Annotated in this window: 18 protein-coding genes; 9 read left to right on the forward strand and 9 right to left on the reverse strand. The window is 59.3% G+C overall.

The window, feature by feature from the left end; translation table 11 throughout:
* Window positions 1-91 precede the first annotated feature (91 nt).
* A complete protein-coding gene (locus B7H23_RS03200; protein WP_094075926.1) occupies window positions 92-1,459 on the forward strand; it encodes a putative bifunctional diguanylate cyclase/phosphodiesterase in 1,368 nt (455 codons plus the stop codon).
* 64 nt (window positions 1,460-1,523) lie between these two features.
* Here the strand turns inward: B7H23_RS03200 and B7H23_RS03205 are convergent, their stop codons facing one another.
* Window positions 1,524-1,877, reverse strand: coding sequence for a septal ring lytic transglycosylase RlpA family protein (locus B7H23_RS03205; RefSeq protein WP_094076848.1), 354 nt, complete (start codon window positions 1,875-1,877; stop codon window positions 1,524-1,526).
* A 255-nt stretch (window positions 1,878-2,132) separates the two neighbouring features.
* Window positions 2,133-2,387 (reverse strand): hypothetical protein, encoded by a 255-nt coding sequence (locus tag B7H23_RS03210; protein WP_094075927.1) that lies wholly within the window; start codon window positions 2,385-2,387, stop codon window positions 2,133-2,135.
* A 271-nt stretch (window positions 2,388-2,658) separates the two neighbouring features.
* Between B7H23_RS03210 and B7H23_RS15810 the strand changes: the two genes are divergently transcribed.
* Together B7H23_RS15810 and B7H23_RS03220 are read left to right on the forward strand one after the other, a co-directional pair.
* A complete protein-coding gene (locus B7H23_RS15810) occupies window positions 2,659-3,108 on the forward strand; it encodes a plasmid mobilization protein (protein WP_143534713.1) in 450 nt (149 codons plus the stop codon).
* A complete protein-coding gene (locus tag B7H23_RS03220; protein ID WP_094075929.1) occupies window positions 3,105-5,870 on the forward strand; it encodes an AAA family ATPase in 2,766 nt (921 codons plus the stop codon). The genes B7H23_RS15810 and B7H23_RS03220 overlap by 4 nt, the downstream gene beginning before the upstream one ends.
* 271 nt (window positions 5,871-6,141) lie before the next feature.
* On the opposite strand, the gene B7H23_RS03225 is transcribed toward B7H23_RS03220, so the two are convergent.
* From B7H23_RS03225 to B7H23_RS03235, 3 genes are all read right to left on the reverse strand, one after another.
* Entirely contained in the window at window positions 6,142-9,339 is a 3,198-nt protein-coding gene (locus B7H23_RS03225) for a phosphoribosyltransferase-like protein (RefSeq protein ID WP_094075930.1), read from the reverse strand.
* 332 nt (window positions 9,340-9,671) lie between these two features.
* On the reverse strand, window positions 9,672-10,406 hold the full coding sequence (locus B7H23_RS03230; protein WP_094075931.1) for a hypothetical protein: 735 nt from the start codon (window positions 10,404-10,406) through the stop codon (window positions 9,672-9,674).
* Entirely contained in the window at window positions 10,407-10,754 is a 348-nt protein-coding gene (locus B7H23_RS03235; protein ID WP_094075932.1) for a hypothetical protein, read from the reverse strand.
* A gap of 197 nt (window positions 10,755-10,951) precedes the next feature.
* Here B7H23_RS03235 and B7H23_RS03240 point away from each other — a divergent pair, with 197 nt between their 5' ends.
* Together B7H23_RS03240 and B7H23_RS03245 are read left to right on the forward strand one after the other, a co-directional pair.
* The gene (locus tag B7H23_RS03240) at window positions 10,952-11,518 is read left to right on the forward strand and encodes a recombinase family protein (RefSeq protein WP_094075933.1); all 567 of its coding nucleotides are present in this window, start codon (window positions 10,952-10,954) and stop codon (window positions 11,516-11,518) included.
* 141 nt (window positions 11,519-11,659) lie between these two features.
* Entirely contained in the window at window positions 11,660-11,875 is a 216-nt protein-coding gene (locus B7H23_RS03245) for a hypothetical protein (RefSeq protein WP_143534714.1), read from the forward strand.
* Between the two features lie 153 nt (window positions 11,876-12,028).
* On the opposite strand, the gene B7H23_RS03250 is transcribed toward B7H23_RS03245, so the two are convergent.
* The 4 genes from B7H23_RS03250 to B7H23_RS03265 form a co-directional block, all read right to left on the reverse strand.
* Window positions 12,029-12,316, reverse strand: coding sequence for a hypothetical protein (locus B7H23_RS03250; RefSeq protein WP_094075935.1), 288 nt, complete (start codon window positions 12,314-12,316; stop codon window positions 12,029-12,031).
* Between the two features lie 12 nt (window positions 12,317-12,328).
* On the reverse strand, window positions 12,329-13,033 hold the full coding sequence (locus tag B7H23_RS03255) for a DNA methyltransferase (protein ID WP_206608840.1): 705 nt from the start codon (window positions 13,031-13,033) through the stop codon (window positions 12,329-12,331).
* 591 nt (window positions 13,034-13,624) lie between these two features.
* Window positions 13,625-14,503 carry a hypothetical protein gene (locus B7H23_RS03260; RefSeq protein ID WP_094075936.1) on the reverse strand — a complete coding sequence of 293 codons (879 nt, stop codon included), beginning with the start codon at window positions 14,501-14,503 and terminating at the stop codon, window positions 13,625-13,627.
* Window positions 14,500-15,636, reverse strand: coding sequence for a TIR domain-containing protein (locus B7H23_RS03265; protein ID WP_143534715.1), 1,137 nt, complete (start codon window positions 15,634-15,636; stop codon window positions 14,500-14,502). The genes B7H23_RS03260 and B7H23_RS03265 overlap by 4 nt, the downstream gene beginning before the upstream one ends.
* Before the next feature lie 337 nt (window positions 15,637-15,973).
* On the opposite strand from B7H23_RS03265, the gene B7H23_RS03270 reads away from it, so the two are divergent.
* The 4 genes from B7H23_RS03270 (at window position 15,974) to B7H23_RS03285 (ending at window position 19,796) form a co-directional block, all read left to right on the forward strand.
* Window positions 15,974-16,468: a TIR domain-containing protein gene (locus tag B7H23_RS03270; RefSeq protein WP_094075938.1), complete on the forward strand. Its 495-nt coding sequence runs from the start codon at window positions 15,974-15,976 to the stop codon at window positions 16,466-16,468.
* Window positions 16,468-17,118: an Nmad2 family putative nucleotide modification protein gene (locus tag B7H23_RS03275; protein WP_094075939.1), complete on the forward strand. Its 651-nt coding sequence runs from the start codon at window positions 16,468-16,470 to the stop codon at window positions 17,116-17,118. The genes B7H23_RS03270 and B7H23_RS03275 overlap by 1 nt, the downstream gene beginning before the upstream one ends.
* A gap of 108 nt (window positions 17,119-17,226) precedes the next feature.
* On the forward strand, window positions 17,227-18,849 hold the full coding sequence (locus B7H23_RS03280) for a thymidylate synthase (RefSeq protein WP_143534716.1): 1,623 nt from the start codon (window positions 17,227-17,229) through the stop codon (window positions 18,847-18,849).
* Window positions 18,846-19,796 (forward strand): TylF/MycF/NovP-related O-methyltransferase, encoded by a 951-nt coding sequence (locus B7H23_RS03285; RefSeq protein WP_094075941.1) that lies wholly within the window; start codon window positions 18,846-18,848, stop codon window positions 19,794-19,796. The genes B7H23_RS03280 and B7H23_RS03285 overlap by 4 nt, the downstream gene beginning before the upstream one ends.
* Window positions 19,797-19,815 lie beyond the last annotated feature (19 nt).

Raw genomic sequence — 19,815 nt, forward strand, 5'->3', positions numbered from 1 at the left:
GCTGGTCCGTCGGATCAATCCGACAGATTACGTCAACGTTTTGGCAATTCGAGTGCAATAGGATGATATTCGGATCGACCGAAAGCCCCTTATGCGACCAGAAGCACGAACAGACTGTTCCGATACGGCCGAGTTCCTATCCACAGACAGTTTGACGGGGCTGGGCAACCGCCAGCGTTTTTTCCGAAAACTTGCCACCATGATCGAGGCTCATGCTGCCGATCCGGTGCCCTTCGCCATCACTCTGTTCAATATTGACGGGTTCAAGCCGATCAACGATCTGTTCGGGCGGTGCGCTGGCGATACGATCCTCGCACAGATCGCTCTGCGACTGCATAGCGCACTGGAAGAAGAGGCCACCGTCTGCCGCCTGGGCGGCGACGAATTTGCCATTCTCCACCCTTCCCTTTTTACCGAACAGGCCGTGCGCGTCGAGGTGCAACTCCTTCTGGAACTGGTTTCCGCGCCTTACGACATAGGCGGTCGATCCGTCCGTATCTCCTGCTCCGCGGGCAGCGCGATCTACGAGGACGCGGAGGACGACTGGGAGGTTTTCTTCGAAAAGGCGGAAAGCGCGCTGTATCACGCCAAACGGCAAGGTTGCGGTTCACTGCTCATCCATACGTGCCAGATGGAAGAGGCCATGCGGCGGCGCACGCAGATCGAACAGGCGCTGCGCCGCGCCGTATCGGCCGGTGAGATCGAGCCATTCTTCCAGCCCATCGTCGACTTGCGAACCGGAGAGCCCATCGGCTTTGAGTGCCTGGCGCGCTGGACCGATCCCGATTTCGGATCGGTGCCGCCATCGGTGTTCATTCCGATCGCCGAGGAGCGCGGGCTCATCGAATTGCTGACGCAATTGCTGCTGGAGAAGGCCTGCATTGCTGCCCGAGACTGGCCGCGCCGCATGTTTTTGTCCTTCAACCTCTCGCCCACGCAACTGGTCGACCCGGAGACGACCCGCCTGGTTCTGTCGATCATCGTGGCAACCCGGTTCGATCCGCGTCGCCTCGAGATCGAGATTACAGAAACCGGTGTCATGTCGGATCCGGCCTGCGCCAAGCAGATCGTCTCGCAGTTCCGCGATGTCGGCATTCATATCTCGCTGGACGATTTCGGCACTGGACAATCGTCTCTCGGTCGCCTGCGCGACTTTCATTTCGACAAGCTGAAGATCGACCGGTCCTTCGTTTCCGTCGTCCTGGAAGACCGACCGAGCGAACATATCGTCAAGGCCATTCTGGCGCTTTGCGACGGGCTGGATATCGATGTTATCGCGGAGGGTATCGAATCGCGCGAACAGGCGGAGAAGCTGGTGGAACTCGGCTGTCAGGGCGGACAGGGCTATTATTTCGGCACGCCGGCCGATGCAGCCTCGACAGTGGCGCTTCTGCAGCGGCTCTCCCGACGGTCCGACCTGAAAGACGATGCGCGAGAAGCCACTCTCATGGCGTCCTGACCAATAAAAACGGCGACCCAAGCGGGTCGCCGTCTATCCGTCGTCTCCGAAGAGGAAGGCCCGCTCAGGCCTTGCTGTAGCAAACCGAGGTGTGACCCGAGCGGATGAAACCGAGTTTGGAGGCCGCGCCCTTCGACAGATCGAGAACCCGGCCATGCGCATAGGGTCCTCGATCGTTGATGCGCACGACAATGGAGCGGCCATTGCGCTTGTTGGTGACCTTGACCTTGGTGCCGAGCGGCAGGGTCTTGTGAGCGGCGGTCATGGCGTTCTGATTGAACCGTTCACCCGATGCCGTCTTCTTGCCGTGAAATCCCGGCCCGTACCAGGAAGCCTTGCCACAGCTTGCTGCGGCCGGCGCAGCAAAGGACAACGCAAGCACGGCAGCAGCCGCAGCGGTAAAAATCGTCTTTTTCATATTCTGTGCCCCATGAACGACCGAAAACAGCGGCGGGCTATTGGCCCGCGGCACGGCACGCCCCATCCCCGAGGCCTTGTGCCGCAATGTTTTCCGGTGTGTTAAACTGCGCCGCTTCTCGAAGGCGGATCGGGCAACAATGTGATGGTTCCACGACGATTGCAGGGTCTTTTATGGGCGGATGTTCGATGTCGCACCTGAAGATCGTTCAGATGTTTACTCACCTACAAGCACGATATTGGCAGACCACCATACCTACGTCTTGTCGTCCTCCACATCGGCTATTTTGGAGATCGAGCGACTGATTTCAGACAGGACCCCGACAACGATACCGACCGCAACCATCAGAAGACCTTCATCGATATAATCGCCTGCAGTTCCGTTTCCGAGGTATCGTTTCACCAATTGCTGATTGTCCGTGTAGGCAACAGTAAAAGCTACTGAACACAGAAATATTCCTGCGAAGAATGCAAGATATGCAACAACGCTTGCTGCCTTTGTAAAGAACATTGAAATTTCCTAGTCATAGGAACGGGTTCTTTCGAGGCGCCCATGCGCAAAAAACCCGGCCGAAGCCGGGTCATGGTGCAGTTGAAGAGAATAACATAGAAATTTCAACGCTGTCCAAGGTTTTTGAGGAGCTAGAGAACTGGGAGCTTTGCCTTCGCTCCGACCCGGCGGTGAGGCAGAAGCTTCTGGCATTTGATGAAGCGGCGAAGCTCAGCGAACGGAGAGACCGACCTGAGCGAAAGTCCACTTTGCCCGTCCGGAGGCCGTCGCTATGAGCGTCCTCGCTCCTGCTTTCGGTTCTGCCAGCTCGAACCCTGCGGCAGGTGTATCGGACGAGCCAGACAATCGCCCTCGTCACAAGACGACGCGTGATTGCCCGCGTGTCACCGTCCGGTTCTCTCGTGATGATTACGAGCGTCTGCGGCAACTGGCTGACGGCATGGCGCTGAGCGTCTATCTCCGCGCTCTGGCGCTGAACGAAGAGTTGCCGCGTCGTCGTCCTCGCTCATACGCCTCCATCGCCGACAAGGCGGCCGTCGCCCAGCTTCTCGGCCTGCTCGGCCAATCGCGCATCGCCAACAACCTCAACCAGCTTGCCTACCACGCAAATGTCGGAAGCCTGGCGATGGATGATCGGACACGGGAGCAGATTGACGAGGCTTACGATACCGTCCTGTTGATGCGGACGACGCTGATGCGGGCTTTGGGCTATCGGGAATGATCCTAAAGGGCAACCAGCGTGCCCACGGGCGGGAACTGGCGCTGCATCTTCTCAATGTGGAGGACAATGAGCATGCCGTGATCCACGATCTGCGCGGGTTTCTCGCCGATGATCTGATTGGAGCCTTCAAGGAAGCCGAGGCGATCTCGCACGGTACCAAGTGCCGGCAATATCTGTTTTCGCTCAGCCTCAGCCCGCCGAAGTCGGCAAAGGTCTCGATTGCCGAATTCGAGGCAGCAATTGCCGGTATCGAGCGGCGGCTCGGCTTGACCGGCCAGCCGCGCGCCGTCGTCTTCCATGAGAAGAAGGGCCGCCGCCACGCCCATTGTGTCTGGTCACGGATTGATGTCGGACAGATGCGGGCAATCAACCTTCCGCACTTCAAGCTGAGATTGACCGATATCTCACGGGAACTCTATCGCGAGCATGGATGGGACATGCCAGTCGGTCTCCTGAACGCCGAAGACCGCGACGAGATAACCTATTCCCATGCCGAAGCCGGACAGGCCAAACGCGTCAAGCGTGATCCGACCGCGCTGAAGGCGATGTTCAAGGCATGCTGGGACGCATCGGATTCCCGTCAGGCCTTCGCGGCGGCGCTCGGTGAACATGGCTTCTGCCTAGCACGTGGCGACCGGCGCGGCTTCGTCGCCGTCGATGCGGATGGAGAAGTCTATTCACTGTCACGCTGGTGTGGCGTGAAGGCAAAGGAATTGCGGGCGCAGTTCGGACCGCAAGACGATCTGCCGACCGTCGATGAAGCCATCGCACGCCTCAAACGCGATGGTGTTCGCATCACCAAGGAAGCGGAGGACGCCCTCCCCGATGCGTTCGAGATGCGACGGGCTGAACTCGTCGAGCGACAACGGAGTGAACGAGAGGCGCTTGCCGACAGTCAGGAGCAACGGCGCATTGCCGAAACCAGAGAACGCAATGACCGCCTGCCGACCGGTCTCCGTGCCGTCTGGGCGCGCTTGTCAGGCCAGCTTGATCGTCTGCGGGACCAACTCGCCGAAGACGCGAAGGCCTGTGAGGAACGTGACCGCACCGAAACCCAGACTTTGATCGACAGGCATATTGTCGAACGCCGCGCGCTCGAACAGACATTTGATCGGTCCAGCCTCGCCATTGAGTTGGAGAGAGCCTTCTTCGACATCGGGCAAAGTCCTGACCTTCGGATCTACCAACCCGATCCGCTTCAGCCGCTCGTCCTGCCGCCGGAAGATACGCCGGTCACCATGGCACAGATCAGAAGCCGTCCCGAGCGCATCCTCGATGTCCTCTCCGAAAAAAAGGCCAGCTTCACCCGAAACGAGATCGTCATCGCCCTTGCCGATGTCTTCGATGATCCGATGCGATTGCGTGCAGCCGTCGACACTGCCCTCCGATCGCCAGAGCTTGTTCCGGTTGAAGGCACCGAATCACAATCCTTCACGACGCGGAACTACGAAACGGCGCGGTCAGCCCTGCAGAAGCGATGTAATGCATTGGCCGGTTCCGGCGGCTTCGGCGTCAATGCTCGGCATATCGATCGCGCCATCGCCAAGGAAAATACTCGTCTTAAAAAGCGTGTCGGTGCACAGCTCAGCGATGAACAGGTTGCGGCCATCCGCCATGTCCTGAAGCCGAACCAGCTCTCTGCGGTCGTCGGCCTGGCGGGCGCTGGGAAGAGCACGCTTCTCTCCGTAGCGCGCGAAGCTTGGGAACGGCAGGGCTATCGCGTGCATGGGGCCGCTCTTGCAGGCAAGGCGGCGGACAGCCTGCAAACCGCATCGGGTATTCCATCAAGAACGCTGGCCTCGCTCGAAGCGAGCTGGAAGAGCGGATATGAACCAGTTGGCCATGGCGATATCGTCGTCATCGACGAAGCGGGCATGGTCGGAACACGGCAGCTCAACCGTATCGCAAGCGCATTGCATGAACGCGGCTGCAAGCTCGTTCTTATCGGGGATCCGGATCAACTCCAGCCCATCGAAGCCGGAACGCCTTTCAAAGCCATCGTCAATGATGTCGGCGCGGCGCGCCTCACCGAGATCCGGCGGCAAAGCCCTCAATGGCAACGCGAAGCGTCACAAGCGCTCGCATCAGGTAGCATCGAAACCGCGATGCAGGCCTACGCTGAGCATGGCGCTGTCCGAACCGAACGCGACCGTGACCACGCCATTGCAACTCTGGTCGCGGACTACATGGCCGATCGTAGCGAGCATGGCGTATCCGCTTCACGGTTGGCGCTCGCGCATCGGCGGAAGGATGTCCACGCCCTCAACCAAGCGATCAAGTCAGCGCTGCGTGAGACGGAGGGTCCGAAGCCGGAAACGCTGTTCGACACCGACCACGGCCCACGCGCTTTTGCCGAAGGCGACCGTATTCTCTTCACCCGTAACGATGCCACGCTCAATGTCCGAAACGGCATGCTCGGAACGTTGGTAAAGGTTGGCAACCGGCAGCTGACGATCACCCTCGACCCGGATGAGAACGGGCAGTGCCGCTCGCTCACCTTCTCGCCGAGCGCGTTCCCCTCCATCGACCATGGCTTTGCTGTGACCATCCACCGATCACAGGGCTGCACCGTGGACCGCAGCTTCGTTCTCTCAAGCACGAATATGGATGAGCATCTTACCTACGTCGCCATGACGCGGCACAAAGATGTAGCAAGATTTTATACCGCGCCAGATATCACGCGAAAAATCGAGCAAACGAGAAGTCACCAGATAAGCACTCAAAACATCCCTATGGCTTCACCGAAACGCAGAATGTCTTAGGATGGTGGGGCTTCTAATTCAAAATCCGGTTTGCGCCCTGCCTCTGCTTATTCTGGAAACCGCCGCGTTCCTCGGAAGCTTTCTCGTGCACATAACCTCGAAGCGGATCGTGTTCTCGCTCTTGAGCATGATCTGGCTACTTTGCGGGCACGCCGCGGTCGATGCATAGATCGACCGAGCGTCATCATTAGGCGGCCCTTCTCCGAATTTGTAAGCTAGTGCCTATTAACTATCGAATAGGGTCTCGCATGGCGACGTATTTGTAATCCGCCTAGTTGACCAGTCGTTCGAACAACGGCTGCCATTGCGGACCAGACCCCTTGCCGCGAGAATGAAGCAGCGGCAGGCTGTTGTTGGGAACGCTGGAGGGGAACACTATGCTCAACGCTTGGTCACCGTAGCCCAGTGGCGCGTTCCTATAAATAGTTGCGCCGATGTCAGTTGCGACCGTCTTCGCTCTATCTCGCTCGTCGGGTGTCGCAAAAATCCCCTTGTCGCCTGCAAATAGGTTGTCTGCCGCACTGATGATCTCGCCGGCTCGGAAATCGATGCTAGAATACTCCAGTTCAGATAGCGCCTGGAGTATGTATTTTTGGCCTTCGTCTGTAGCCAAAAGTGCAAAGACGAATAAAAGAGAACCTCCGGCGGATAACGAAGCCAAATTTTTGTCGTGGAATTTTTTCATGTTCGCGGCAAGTGACTGTCCAGTGCCCACCATGTCGTCAACCACCACTATCACTTTGGGGACGCCGTGCTGTTCAATGTGTCGCTGATATGCTTCCTGGAAACTTGATGGCGGCAGGATTGCCGTCGTCGAAATAAGATTCTCCTCTGCATAAAGCGAAGCGTACTTTTGCCCGCTCTTCCCTTCGCCGTCCACGTAGGTAATCACAATGTCGTTGCGCCTTTCGGTCAACTTCTTTCGAACCGGGGCCTCAACAAGCCCGAGCACTGTCAAATTGGCGCTTCTTATCCGCTGAAGCACGTCCGCCTCAGAGAGGAAACGTGTTGCCTTAAGAATCGTGAATAATGCCCGCTGTTCGTGGTTACCCGGCCGCTGATTCAGCCATGCGCGCACCTCTTCCGGCCCAATATGTTTACCTCGATAGGTCGGCCAATTCTTTGTTAGTTCGACCAATTCTTCAGACAAGACGCGCGCTGCATCCTCAGCGCGTTGCGCATCCGCCGCCAGATCCTGTGAAAGCGCGTCCGCGGCGAGCCTCGTAAGACCCACATCGACGAGCCACAATTGGAAGATGGGCAGGACAGTGCGGTAACTGCCATTTTCCTCCACTAGCACCTCCCGGCTTACAAAGTCAGCCAGCACTCTCGTCAATTCAGCTTCGTTTATATCGGATGCGCTCCTGCGCTCGTATATGTTTGCAATTGTTGCCGGCACATCCGACCTGAAACACCGCGCGAGTGCGGCCAAAACGCGTTTGCGTTTGAGGACTATCGGCTCGCGCTCTTCCATTGGAGCGTGTATGCCATCTTGCCAAAGATGCGCGAACAGATTGTCGTCGAGGCGCGATATTTCTAAATTGACCGCCTCACGGACTTCTTCCCCTGTAATGTCGATGTCGCGCTCCCTAAGAGCGCGCGCGAAGACTTTTGAGCAAATGATCTTGCTAAAGTACGGATTACCGTTGGTGAGATCATAAACCTCAGCGATGGCGTCTGGATGCCATTCCAGGAACCCGGCCGAAGGTTCGCAAACCAGTCTAATATAGTCGTCCCACTCAGTCGCGCGGTTGAAATAGGTAAGGTTGACGCGAGAGAACTTGTTCAACCTTTGCCCCTGGCGGTCCATGACGAAGGGCATGTTCTCGCCTCCGACTAGCAATAGGCAGATGTTGCTCGTAGTCGTCAGCGCTCTGATGTTGCCGAACACAGTATCGGCGAGGTTGCCTTGGAGATAGAGGTCCTGCGGCATCTCGTCGAATTCGTCGACGATGATCACGAAGCGCCTGTCGGGGTCGCTGGCTTTCGCCGCGGCAGAGAGTTTCATCAACGGCGATAGAGAACCGTCGTATGATCCTCGCGGCACCGCCGCGTTGCCCGGCAACTCGCCGACGATGAATTCTTCGATCTGTTCCCCGAGTTGGCGAAGTGAGACGCGTGGATCTTCGTGTGCTATCTGGCCCCAAAGAATGTAGTGCCAGGAAAGCTTGCCTTTTGGATCTCGCAACCCCGCCTGATCCGCTGCAGCGGTTGCAAGCGAGGTCTTGCCGACACGCTTCTGACCGGTGATGTAAGAGGGCTCCATCGGACTTCGTACCATTCGGGCTACAAGCGTCTGCACCTGCTCCTGCCGACCAACGAAGTCTTCGCCTTCCGCCGGGCCAGTGCTGTAGGGATCGGCATAGGTGTAGGCTTCCCAATTGATTCCAGACTTCTGCGCGAGGACGCGCACTTCGAAAAGAGCGTCCTGCCGCTCAGAAGTACCGACCTCTCCCCATTCGATGCCCAGCATCACAGAAGCCGAGTGGCAAGCATCGATTATGGACACGTCGAGCGCCACCGAAAATTTGCCGGGCGACACGTTGCCGAGAGCAATTTCCTCGTTGAGGAAAAGAACCTGCGTACTTTCGCTGGCGACGCTGACGCGCACATTCATCGCAGCGCCACGACCATCGCTGCGAAACGGCACCAGGATTCGTAGTTCGCGCCCCTCTTCCATCAATGGATAGCGTTTCGGTAAATCCTCACCTATCCAGTCTTGGGCAACGACAGCTGTAAACCGGCCTCGAAGGGAGTGGGTGAACTCGTGGAGGCGTTCCGATGCGCACTGTAGCCACGGCTCAAGATATTCGACCGTGACGAAAGATGGATATTGCGTCGCCAAGCGCCGAGCGTCATCGATCGCGCGCTCGCATGCACCCAGATCCGCGGCGAGCGTAGACGATACCTTCGAAACGTCTTCCAAACCCGAGTAGACGGATATTACCGCATCCTTGACCTCCGAGAGATGATAGGCGCCACCAAACTCGAGGAGGCGGCCGTGACTGAGTGCGCCTAGAATCTTCTTTTTCGCCTCGATCATAGAAGTGAGCGTTGTATATGAAACGCGAAATGGCGCGAGTTGAGTATTCACCCAAGCCATCGCCCCGCGTAGCAAGTCCAACTTCTCGAATGTCTGCTTCTTCTTCCCCATTCCAAGGAAATCGGTAAATCCCGGAAGGCCTCTTTCCACCAAGGAAACGATGTTGCGTGCGAGATTGTTCTCAAGGTTATCCTGAACGAGTCCGTCGACCGCAAGCGCCCGAAGAACTACCGTTGATGCGACCGGCGACGCGTTGTGTTGGCTCGCGAGTATTTCCACCGCGTCTCCAAGTGAACCACTCATTGACGATCCGGCGAGTCCGAAAAGGAGCCTCCGCAGGGCGGTTCGAGCAATAGTGTTATCGGATCCATCCAGCATCCGATTTTCGAAGTCGTTTAGTGCGTTCTGCAATTCGAAACTGTCCATGTACGCACGTTACTTTGCACGATTCCGTATGGAAAGAGTGGGAAGAAGACATGCCGGAATGATAATCGGCAGCAGGAGATATGTGATCAGCGCCAATCCTCACTTTCAGAATTGTCACAACGCAGCCGTCGTCGATTTCCGATTTAGATCAGCTGCGGTCATTCGACCTCAATCGAAGGGCAGAAATGAGCCGGTAGCACCGGTGTGGCTGGTATAGAACAATGTCTGCTTCTGACTGGTTGATGCCGGCGAGCCGAGTGTCTTTTTACAGCCCCAGCGGCACCGTCGGCTCTACGTAATCGCGATCTTGAGTTTGCGACAATGATAACTTGCTACGGCCCGCTTGGCCCCAGTACATCTGGACCGACCGAGATAACCGCCTTCACTCCATCGAGTGCAGCAGTTGGCGCACTCGGCGTCTCCGGCTCGTAACCCGGCAATTGCCGCGCAACGGCTTCAGGCATTGTCTCTTCGAGTTCGGTGTCGAGTTCGTCGAGCTCGTCCTTGGTGAAGCCTTCGGCGCCGGATAGTTCGCGCGCTTCGTCGAGTTTGTCCTGGAATTCGATAAGCTGTTGGCGTTCCTGCAGCAGATGCTGGCGCTCAGTGTAGACCGGCTCGTATTCTTCCCAAGTTGGTGATGCGCCGGAGATGGCGTCTGCGTCGATTTCGCCGTGACCAAGCTTCTCGCCGTTTTCGTCATAGATGGCGCTGCGGTCTTCGGTACGGAAGACGCGGCGGCCATCCTCCATGACATGGGCTCGGTCGAGCAGGTCGTTCATTTCGTTCTGAACGGCATCAAGCTGTTCATTGTTGGCGATGAGCGCTTGCACTGTTGCTTCGTCATACTCATCCAGCTTCACCTGAAACGCCTCGATCTCCTCCATCGTCGCCAGCACGACCGAGATAGCAAGGTCGAAGAAATCGGCGTCCGCCTCGTCAGCCTGCTTTTCATTACGCATTCGTTTGTCGCGCTGAGCCTCGAATTTTTTGAGGTGATCGGCCTTGATCCACGCACTGGTGAGGCTCGGGCTGCTCTGTTTCAGGAAGGGGCTGGCGATCGACTGCATCTAGGCCCCGCAATCTTTCTTGATGAGTGTATGGACAAGAGCGCCGACCGGCTTGTCCGGATGCCGTTCCAGCCATGCGATAAGTCGCCTGGAATTCGCCTTGGCATCATCGCCATAGTTCCAGTCATAGATGCAGGCCATGCCGGTCCGGTCGGGCTTGTCCTGCAGCCAGCGCGCATAGGCCAGTCCCTCGACGACACCATTGATGTAGCTGGTGCTCTGCTCCGGCGTCATCTTGTCCAGGACATCGCCCGCCGATTGGGCGTTCGCCTGTGTTCCTGCCAGGAGCGACAGAGCCAGGCCAAGCGCCTGACTGCGACCGGATGAGAGACGTGGAAGATGGGGCATAAAGGGTGGTTTTTGTCATACTATCGTAACCGCCCCAAATTTGTATCGCTGCTCTGGAATTTGGTACAATATCAATAGGTTCGAGATTGCGGATTGGCCGCAAAACGAGCCCGGCAGGCACGACAGGAAAGGACCGATTCTGTCAATCGGCGGGCGGTTCCCGCCTCGCCTGTAACATACTGATATAAATACGATTTATGAAGATTGGATATCTCAGGGTCAGCACCGAGGAGCAAAACCCGGACCGGCAAATCGATGCGCTCTCGCCGCTCTGTGACAAGCTTTACATTGAAAAGCTCTCGGCGGTGGCCGCCAGGCGTCCCGTCTTCGATGCCGTGATGGCTGGCTTGCGGCCCGGCGATACGCTGATCGTCTGGGATCTCGACCGCGCCTTTCGTTCGACCGTCGATGCCATTCTGCAGGAAGAGCGGTTGCGAAAGCTCGGCATCGGTTTCGAGATCGTCTCGCTCAAGCTCGACACGGCGGAGCCCGCCGGCGAATTCGCCTATTCGGTGATGGCAGCAGCGGCGCAATATGAGCGCCGGATGATCTCCAAGCGAACGAAGGAAGGGCTGGAGGCAGCGGTCAGGCGCGGCGTGGTTCTCGGTCGCAGGCCTAAGCTCACCGAGATGCAAATCCGGAAAGCCCGTGAACAGCTTGCGTCCGGCGCGAGCAGCAAGGCGGAGATGGCCGCGCTGTTTGGTGTTCATCCTCGGACGCTGTCCCGCGCGCTGGCGCAGTTCGGAAGCAGCGCGACGTCCTGACCGACTGACGCTTCGAAGGGATTGGCGGGCCGGACGCCCTTCGTCTCCGCGACATTCATGAGAAAAGACCGCCCGCTTTCAGCCAGCCCATCACAGCGAGTGGGCCTATCGCTTCTGCATCTTCAGATGCAGGAGTTCGCTATGACCATCCCGGACATCCCCCAGACAGACGACCCGGAATTCGAGACCGCGCTCACCGCTCTCGTTCGATCCGCGGCGATGATCGACGATGCGCTTATCCTGATGAGCTGTGTCGGTCTCGATTTAGACCAACTGATGTCCCGTCATGGCGAGGCCATCATCCTGGCGCGGACCGTCATCAATGCCTGGCGCGACCATATGGGCGTTGATGACTGAAAAATCGCGGCCGATGCACACAGGGCATCGGTCGCGACCTGAAAATGACAGCCGTGCCCCCGGCGCGTCTCGCGACGGCCGTCCGAGAGAATGCGAAGCGTTCGACAAGCCGCCCATGTCGGTCCCGACATGGGCGGCGTTTTTTTAACAGTCTCAGAACAGTTCCAACTGCCGGGAGCGGGCAAAATAGTCCTGCCAGCGCTTCGATTGCGCCTCCTCGTCCAGCCAGTCGCGCACCAGCGCTGCGACCTCATCCATTCCGGACGCTTCGTCCGTGGCGAAGAAATGCGACCGGTAGCCGGTTTCCGTCATGGGCAGCGGTTCGCCATCCGCCGCTCGGATTTCCAGATGCGCCATCTCCTGGAAATAGTGAGGCTGATAGGAAAGCCGGATAGACCGGCCCTCCCATTCGATAGTCGTCTCCTGTGGGGTCTTGGTCATAGCCGCCTCCCCTTAAGCCGCGTCGCGGTCATCGCCGCTCTGGTTTGCGTCGGTCGAAGCATTCTGCCGCTGGCGGAAACGCGCCACGCCATGCAAGCGTCTCTCCGCAAGGTCGCAATAGGCCTGTTCCAGTTCAATGCCGATATAGCGCCGTCCGGTCAGGGCTGCGGCCACCGCCGTAGTGCCGGAACCGAGAAACGGGTCGAGGATGACATCGCCCGGCTTGGAAAACGCCTTTATCAGCGGCGCAATAATCTCGACGGACTTTTCCGTCGGATGAAACCGGTTGCCGGAATAAACCCACTTCTGCACGTCCGCAAAGGGTTCGGGGGGCGGCTTCGGCCAGCCCTTGGCCAGCACATAGGCCGATTCATGCCGGTAGGCCGTCTGTCCTTTCGAGGATGCATAGTCTTTCGTCCAGACGATATGGCCGACAATCCGGAATCCAGCCTTCGCCCATGCCGCCGTAAACTCCGGCAGTGCCGTCCAACCGCAAAAGCACAGGCAAAGCGTGTTCGGCTTCAAGACGCGATAGAGTTCATCGAAAACCGGCAGGACGGCTTCCGCATTGGCGTCATTGGCAACGCTCCGGCCTTTCCTGTCGCGGTAGTTCACAAGGTAAGGCGGGTCGGTCACGACCAAATCGACACTGCTGTCCGGCAGGTCCTTCAATCGGTCTTTGGAATCGCCGCATAAAATGGTGTTGTTCATCATCATCTCGCTTTCTGTTTGGGTTGAAAGCAGCGAAGCCAAAAAGAAGACCTCGCGCTTGAACCCTTGCCCAGCGGCGAGCGTCCAAAACGAAACCAATGAAGAAGCCGGCCGACCAAAGTCGGCCGACCGGACTTTGGGCGTGAGATCACCTCCGGCGACGGGTCAACAATTTTTGTGGGGGACCGCCTAGCCGTGCCCCGAAACCGGAACGGGTCGGCCGGCACCGCTCGCGGGTAAAAAATGTTGACCCGCAGCAGAGCATCGGCGGATGTGATGCAAGCTGGAAGAATGGGTTCCAAGCGGGCGGCACGACCGCGCAGACAAACATGCAGCGGCGAGCCTGCCGCTTCATCTCTTAACCGTCAGGGATGGAAGCCGTATGGCCGAGACAGCCACTCCTGGCTCGGTTCACGACAGCCCGGCGCGCCAAAGGCCGCGGACGGAAGATAAGATTGGAAATAGCATTCAAAATGGCGTCGAGAATTTGGGACAAAGGTCGGAAAAGGGCCGACTGCGGACAGTCGGCTTTTTCAGTATGGGGTTCTGAAGCGGACCTAATTTTTCGCACGTATCAATCTAGCGCAAAACGTTGCCTTACCTTGGCGTCGTCAGCCACTCAGCGATAGCGCTGGCCGTGCGGAATGCGTTCTGTTCTGCTCGGTCATCGTCTGCAAGGTGAGCGAGTACGTCACGCAGGGCACCTGGAATGCGATCGCTAAGGGCGGCGACCCGGTCAATTGAGGGTCGGTAAGTGGCATTCTGCTCGCCTCGCGGCACCGCATGATCGGCGTCTAGCAGCTTCAGAGCGATCGCAACGTCTCGCGCTGCCCCACCAAATGCGCCGAGGACGACCAGCGGCTTGCCTAGTTCAAGCGTGACGATCGCCTCTTCCACTATACCCGGCATCGCACCCTGATACGTGTCTCCAGGATCGGAAAGCACGCCCATTTTTCCTCCCATAACGACTCGAGCGTCAACGCGCGACGACATCATGCGCCGCGTTGTGCGGTAGCCTTCGGCCGCGTTTCGCGGCGCAACTGCGGCGAACCACTTACTGAGCTGCATGTCGTTTGACACGACTTCATCGCCTAGCCGAATGCCACCCCCGCCCGGCCGCACCGGAACGAACGCTTCGCCGCGCGCGATCTCCGTCGTGACGACGCCCCGTCCTTCGTTCAAGACAGCTAGAAGATCGGCGTAGCGCGTGCCCCTTGCGACCGGCTCGGGAACGAAGTGGCGGAACGGGGTCTCTCTCGACCCCGCGTAGGCGCCGGCGAGATGGCGAAAAATCTTGAATGTGTAACCCTCAGGTTTAAGGTGGCCCGCATAGGCGATTTCCGCCCCAGCGCGGACGAGTGCGGTACAGGTCGAAAGCAGCGCCCTGTCGACCTCGCGCTGCGGGAACCCGAGGCGGGCCCGGTCGGGAGCGTCGCCGATCGAAATCGCAACAATACGCCCTTCCAGCTCGCTCACGTGATCTCTCCCAACGTAAACATCCTCGTCGCAGGCGACGTTGTGCTGAGAGCCCTACGCAGCAGGTCCGCCTCGATGTTCCCTAGAGGCGGGTCCGGATAGACAATCTTGCCCGGCAGGCTGTCGCGGTGAAGGAGGTCAAAGAGTTCCGGTGGACGCGGAAGCACCAGGGTGTCGTGCGGGGAGGCTTCGCTGGCCTGCTTCTCGAACAGGTCACAGCGCAGACCTTCTGACAAAGCCTCCACCAGTAGCGGCTCGATCCACGCCGATCCGCCAGGGTCTGGATTCACCCTCACACGCGGTAAGTTGGCTCCGTAAGGGAACGTACGGCTGATCCTTCGCCCCCCGATGTCGACGAGTACAATCGGGCGGCGTCGGCGCTTCGCTTCGGTGAGTTCGAATACGCACCAGGGGCGGGAGTCGTAGACGTCGGAAACAATCGCCAAGAGCGTGCCTCGTCCGACTTCTCGGCGGAACCGCTCGCGATAGTCCTCGCCCGGCATGAGCTCGGTCGCGTCGTAGAAAGTCTCCAGCGGCAGACCATCTCGGGAGTCATTGATGAAATCGACGATCGCTCGGGCGCTGCGGTCCCCGTCGAGCTTCGCATGGCTGACGAATATCGGTTCTCGATCGGTCCTGCCACTGAGCCGACGGATATGGTCGCGCACACAGACCAACAGGACGAGCATCAGACGCCTGTCACGCGCTTCATCGTCCGCAAATCCGCCCCAGCCTCCCCGGCGTTGATACTGGATGTTTTCGGACATATCCGCCTCGAGCGGCGGCTCGCCGGTGCTGCTACCGAACGGGACGTAGAGGTCCTGTTTGCCGCGTGCGCCGATGGCGGCGCGCACTTCCGCGGTCCATGAGTTCCAGGCATGGCGCCGATCGTGCATTTCCTCGTCGTGGAGAAGGATTATGGCGTTATGGCGCGCCCGATTCAGGTCAACAACCCTTGGCACGTCGGTGCCGTCCGACCACGGCACGCTTGCGAAGCGCACCGGTACGCGGTGGGCGACGCCGTCCCGTTCCATGCCGATACCGTCGAAGTGCCGAGAAATGCGTTCTGCAATCCGGGCGCCTTCACCCGAGCGATGATCCCAAACCACATGCAATCTTAGAAGATCTATCACTCAAGAGATCCCTGTGAGTTGGCACTTGGAAAGGTGGGCCCAATGCGGAGAACATGGGTTAGAGTGGGGCGGCCGCAAAGGTACACTTAGCCATCGCTGCGAATATGCAGCGACGCCCGATAGACTACAATCTAAATGCAGCCAAACCCATCTACCTGCTCGGTCGGCCCTTAGCGAAGCCAGCGCGGCGCCTTCGACTTGCCGGAAACGCAGACGGCGCCGGTCTCCGATTCTTGGGTCAGGCAGTTTGCTCGCCCGTGAACATATGAAGTACAATGGATTGAACCCTCGATTCTAGGACCTACATCTAGATTGTATCAGTTGACGGGAACAGAACATGGCCAATCGTCGTCACGTCTTCATCAGCCATCACCATGCCGATGACGCCCGCGTGACTGGCCTCACCGTTATGCTGGCGCGGGCCGGCTACGAGATCCGCAACAGCTCCATCCGGGCCAAGCCTGAAAACCAGCGTCGGTTGGATGAAAAGCGTGTTCCGGAACGTACGCTCAAGCGCCTGCTGCGCATGAAGATGTCATGGGCGTCGACGGTCGTCGTGCTCATCGGCAAGGACACGCACAAGAGGCCGTGGGTCAACTGGGAAATCAATAAGGCCAACGAGCTCGGCAAGCGGATCGTCGGCATCTACGAACGAGGCGGCACTGAGAACGATATTCCCCAGGCTTTCGCTGACTATGGCGATGCGCTGGTCAGCTGGAATTCCGCAAACGTCATCGACGCGATCGAAGGCAAGGACGTTCCCTTCGAAAAGCCTGACGGTTCGCTGCGGCAGGATGGGGACCGTATTCCGCGTAACGGCTGCGCCGCCTGATGCCGAGCGTCTACGTCTATGCGGTGAGCTACGACCTCGGGTTTGCACCGAACCCGTTTGGTGGGCTCTGTACGCTCGCCTGCTGCAAACCAAAGATCCGCGGCTTGGCGCAGGAGGGCGACTGGATCGTCGGCCTGACCGGCCACAAGACCGCTCCCGCCCTTCGCTGTGTCTTCGCCATGGTGGTGACCGGCGACACGAACTTCGACGAATACTGGGCCAATCCTGACTACCGCTCCCGTCGACCCGTCCGGAACGGAACGCCGAAAAAGCACGTCGGCGACAACATCTACCATCGCGATGCGCCGGACGCACCTTGGATCCAGGAAGATTCAGTCCACAGCAGACCGGACGGCACGCAGTGCCCCTTGAACACCGCCCACGACACCCGGATCGAACGGGTGCTGCTGTCTGAAAGATTCGTATATTTCGGAGAAGCCGCCGAGGCCGTTCCGCAGCCGATCCTCGATGCTCTCGGCTATGTGCGCAATGCGAGGGACTATCGCCGTTTCGACCACGTCACCGCAAAGCCCCTGCTAGACTGGCTTGCACCGCAGATGGCGGTGCATCCGAATCACGTCGTCGCTCCGCCAATCGATTTCGCGTCCAGCGCCAAGCGCTACTCGTCGACGAAGCAGCGCATGATCTGATCTGCGGCTTGAGACCTTGGCTGCGCCGGTCTTTTCCTTAGCCTTCGGCAAGTCTACGCTCGATCTACCCGGCCGATTCGCTGTGCCTTCGACCGTGCGCGGATCGACGTGGCGGATAACGCTGAGACCGATATGCCTTCCTACCGCAACATCAGCCTTGCTCTAGTCGGAAGCGCCCGCGACCTCCTGCGCGACGGCGCCGACGTCGTCGTAAGGCAGCGGGCGACAAAGGAACTGGTGGCACGGAATACCCGCATCGAACGTCCGCTGGAACGCTATCTGTCCGTGCCGATCCGGAACAACGACGTGGTGGCCCAGTTCGCCGAAAGCATATGGGTGCTGGCTGGCCGCGACGACATCGCCTGGCTGACGAGATATTTGCCTCGGGCGCCGCAGTTCTCGGACGACGGCGCCGTATGGCGCGGAGCCTACGGTCCCAGGCTGCGGAACTGGCAAGGTGTCGATCAGATCGACGCCGTCAGGAGGCTGCTGCTAGCGGACCGCTCCAGCCGCCAGGCGGTCATGTCCATCTTCGACCCCGCTCGCGACTATGGGCCTTCCAAGGACATACCCTGCAACAACTGGATAAGCTGGATCATTCGGGAGGACCGTCTCCATATGTCCGCCGCCCTCCGCAGCAACGACGTCTGGTGGGGCTTCTCGGGCGTCAATGCCTTCGAGTGGAGCATGCTCCACGAGATGCTGGCATTCTGGGTCGGGGCAGAAGTGGGCCAGGCCGACTACCACGCCATGTCATTCCACCTGTACTCAGACCACTACGCGCGCGCCGAAAGGGCGGCTGCAGGCTTCCATGGCCTGTCGCCCTATGATTTCGGCGTCGAACGGGCGGCATTCGCTACCCCCTGGGAGAGGTTCGGCCCCGCGGCTGAACGCTGGTTCGAGCTTGAAGCCCGAATATCCGCTCGACCGGATGCAGAGATAGGGAGCTTCGGCGCGGTCGACGACCCGTTGCTCGACAGTGGACTGACGCTGATCCACGTCGCGTCGGGACACACTCACTGGAGCGCCGAGCGGCTGGCGGCCACGCTGGCAGCCTTACCCGCCGCGGATTGGGTTGTCGCACTCTACGACCGGCTTGCACCGCACTATCCCGGACTGACCGACGCGGTGCCTCAGGGCCCGATCGCGGACTTTTTCGCTGCCCGCATACGCGGCAGCTCTGACATGATCGACCACGTTAGGGCCGCCATCAAGAGGCTCCACACCGAAAAGGACCGCGCCTACGGCGGGGCCTGGAAGAAGCGCGGCGAGCGGGTCAGCATCCAACCTAACATCGCCCGAAAAGTCGACCGCCTGCACACGCTGGCGGAAACTGGGGCAGGACTTGAGGGAGAGTCCGCCCTTGATACGGCGGTCGACCTGGTCGTCTACGTCGAAAAGTATCGGCTGTACCTAGCACAGCAGCTTCCTCCGGGGGGCCTGCTGTCCCTAGATGCAGCCGTAACCCTCGAGGGAGAGGAGGCAGGCTTCGGCCACCTGATCGATACGATGGACCTTGCGCCCCGCACCCGCCCCCTCGCGGATACCGTGGCGGATCTGAACGACGCCTTCGACGCCTGCTGGAAGGGTGCCGAAAACGGGGAGCCCGTCGAAAGTCGGCTTGCGCGGGCCAACGCCCTTTCTGGGTACGCGGCCGAACTGCTGGCCCTTCTTGTCCACGGCGACAGGCAGACACTCGCCGCCTTCCTTCGTAACTGGAGCCCGGCATGAACCCGGAAGACCTCGCCAAACTCAGGATCAGGCTGCGCGATGCCGTCGTGGAACACGGGCCGGGTGCGCGCGTCGCGGTCGCAGGCTGGTCGCCCGCCGCCTTCGAGATCGCAGCCGATGCCGTGTTCTCGTCCGGAGGCGCGGAAGCGATCGGTATTTTTACCGGCGAAGGTGGCGGCGAGGTCCGCCCGCTCCGGGAGTTGGGTGCGTCTACCCCAGACATCATCGTGGTCGCGGAGGACGCGGGGAAGGAAGCCATCCTCGACACGATCGCCACTTCGGTGCCGGCCGGAACCAAGATCTTGATCGGCGGCTTCGCCCACTTCGAGTTCCGCGACCCGGCGTTCGAGGCAATACGCCGCGACCTGTTCATTCCCTCTTTCGCCAACGGATACCGGCACTGTCTCGTCCACATCTACCAGTGCCTCTCCAACGCGCGACGACGAGGCCTTGAGGGTGCCGTGGCGGAATTCGGAATGTTCAAGGGTGGAACCACCATGCTGATCTCCCGCTTCATCGAGGCGCTCGGTGCGGACTGGAAGGTCTACGGCTTCGACACGTTCGACGGCTTCCCCGCCAAGCGCAGTCCGCTCGACATGTACAGGCATCCCGACTGCGTCTTTCTCGACGTAGACATGGTGCGCGCGGTGTTCGCTGGACGAAACGTCGAAATCGTCGAAGGCGACGTTGTGGAGACGGTGTCCCGGCTTGCCGAAGAGGATCTGGTCCTTTCTTTCGTGGATACCGACAATTTCACGTCCGCTGAGGCGATCATCCGTGTCATAGCTGAGAGGACCGTAGTCGGGGGGGCCGTCGTCTTCGACCACTGGACCGGGCACGACCGGCATATCGACACGATAGGCGAGCGAATGGCCGCTAGGACACTTGCAGCAGACGGACGATACTTCAACCTGCACGGCACCGGCGTTTTCTTGAGGCAGATATGAACCAGTCCCCAACCCATTT

The organism is Notoacmeibacter marinus (genome assembly GCF_002238045.1).
Lineage (GTDB): Bacteria > Pseudomonadota > Alphaproteobacteria > Rhizobiales > Rhizobiaceae > Notoacmeibacter > Notoacmeibacter marinus.

What these genes read in the sequence shown, in the direction of transcription:
- B7H23_RS15810 (WP_143534713.1), top strand. Translation starts at nt 2,659, where the DNA reads ATGAGCGTCCTCGCTCCTGCTTTCGGTTCTGCCAGCTCGAACCCTGCG.
- B7H23_RS03255 (WP_206608840.1), bottom strand. Translation starts at nt 13,033, where the DNA reads ATGATGATGAACAACACCATTTTATGCGGCGATTCCAAAGACCGATTG.
- B7H23_RS03225 (WP_094075930.1), bottom strand. Translation starts at nt 9,339, where the DNA reads ATGGACAGTTTCGAATTGCAGAACGCACTAAACGACTTCGAAAATCGG.
- B7H23_RS03200 (WP_094075926.1), top strand. Translation starts at nt 92, where the DNA reads ATGCGACCAGAAGCACGAACAGACTGTTCCGATACGGCCGAGTTCCTA.
- B7H23_RS03275 (WP_094075939.1), top strand. Translation starts at nt 16,468, where the DNA reads ATGCCGAGCGTCTACGTCTATGCGGTGAGCTACGACCTCGGGTTTGCA.
- B7H23_RS03205 (WP_094076848.1), bottom strand. Translation starts at nt 1,877, where the DNA reads ATGAAAAAGACGATTTTTACCGCTGCGGCTGCTGCCGTGCTTGCGTTG.
- B7H23_RS03250 (WP_094075935.1), bottom strand. Translation starts at nt 12,316, where the DNA reads ATGACCAAGACCCCACAGGAGACGACTATCGAATGGGAGGGCCGGTCT.
- B7H23_RS03270 (WP_094075938.1), top strand. Translation starts at nt 15,974, where the DNA reads ATGGCCAATCGTCGTCACGTCTTCATCAGCCATCACCATGCCGATGAC.
- B7H23_RS03245 (WP_143534714.1), top strand. Translation starts at nt 11,660, where the DNA reads ATGACCATCCCGGACATCCCCCAGACAGACGACCCGGAATTCGAGACC.
- B7H23_RS03285 (WP_094075941.1), top strand. Translation starts at nt 18,846, where the DNA reads ATGAACCCGGAAGACCTCGCCAAACTCAGGATCAGGCTGCGCGATGCC.
- B7H23_RS03220 (WP_094075929.1), top strand. Translation starts at nt 3,105, where the DNA reads ATGATCCTAAAGGGCAACCAGCGTGCCCACGGGCGGGAACTGGCGCTG.
- B7H23_RS03240 (WP_094075933.1), top strand. Translation starts at nt 10,952, where the DNA reads ATGAAGATTGGATATCTCAGGGTCAGCACCGAGGAGCAAAACCCGGAC.
- B7H23_RS03235 (WP_094075932.1), bottom strand. Translation starts at nt 10,754, where the DNA reads ATGCCCCATCTTCCACGTCTCTCATCCGGTCGCAGTCAGGCGCTTGGC.
- B7H23_RS03210 (WP_094075927.1), bottom strand. Translation starts at nt 2,387, where the DNA reads ATGTTCTTTACAAAGGCAGCAAGCGTTGTTGCATATCTTGCATTCTTC.
- B7H23_RS03230 (WP_094075931.1), bottom strand. Translation starts at nt 10,406, where the DNA reads ATGCAGTCGATCGCCAGCCCCTTCCTGAAACAGAGCAGCCCGAGCCTC.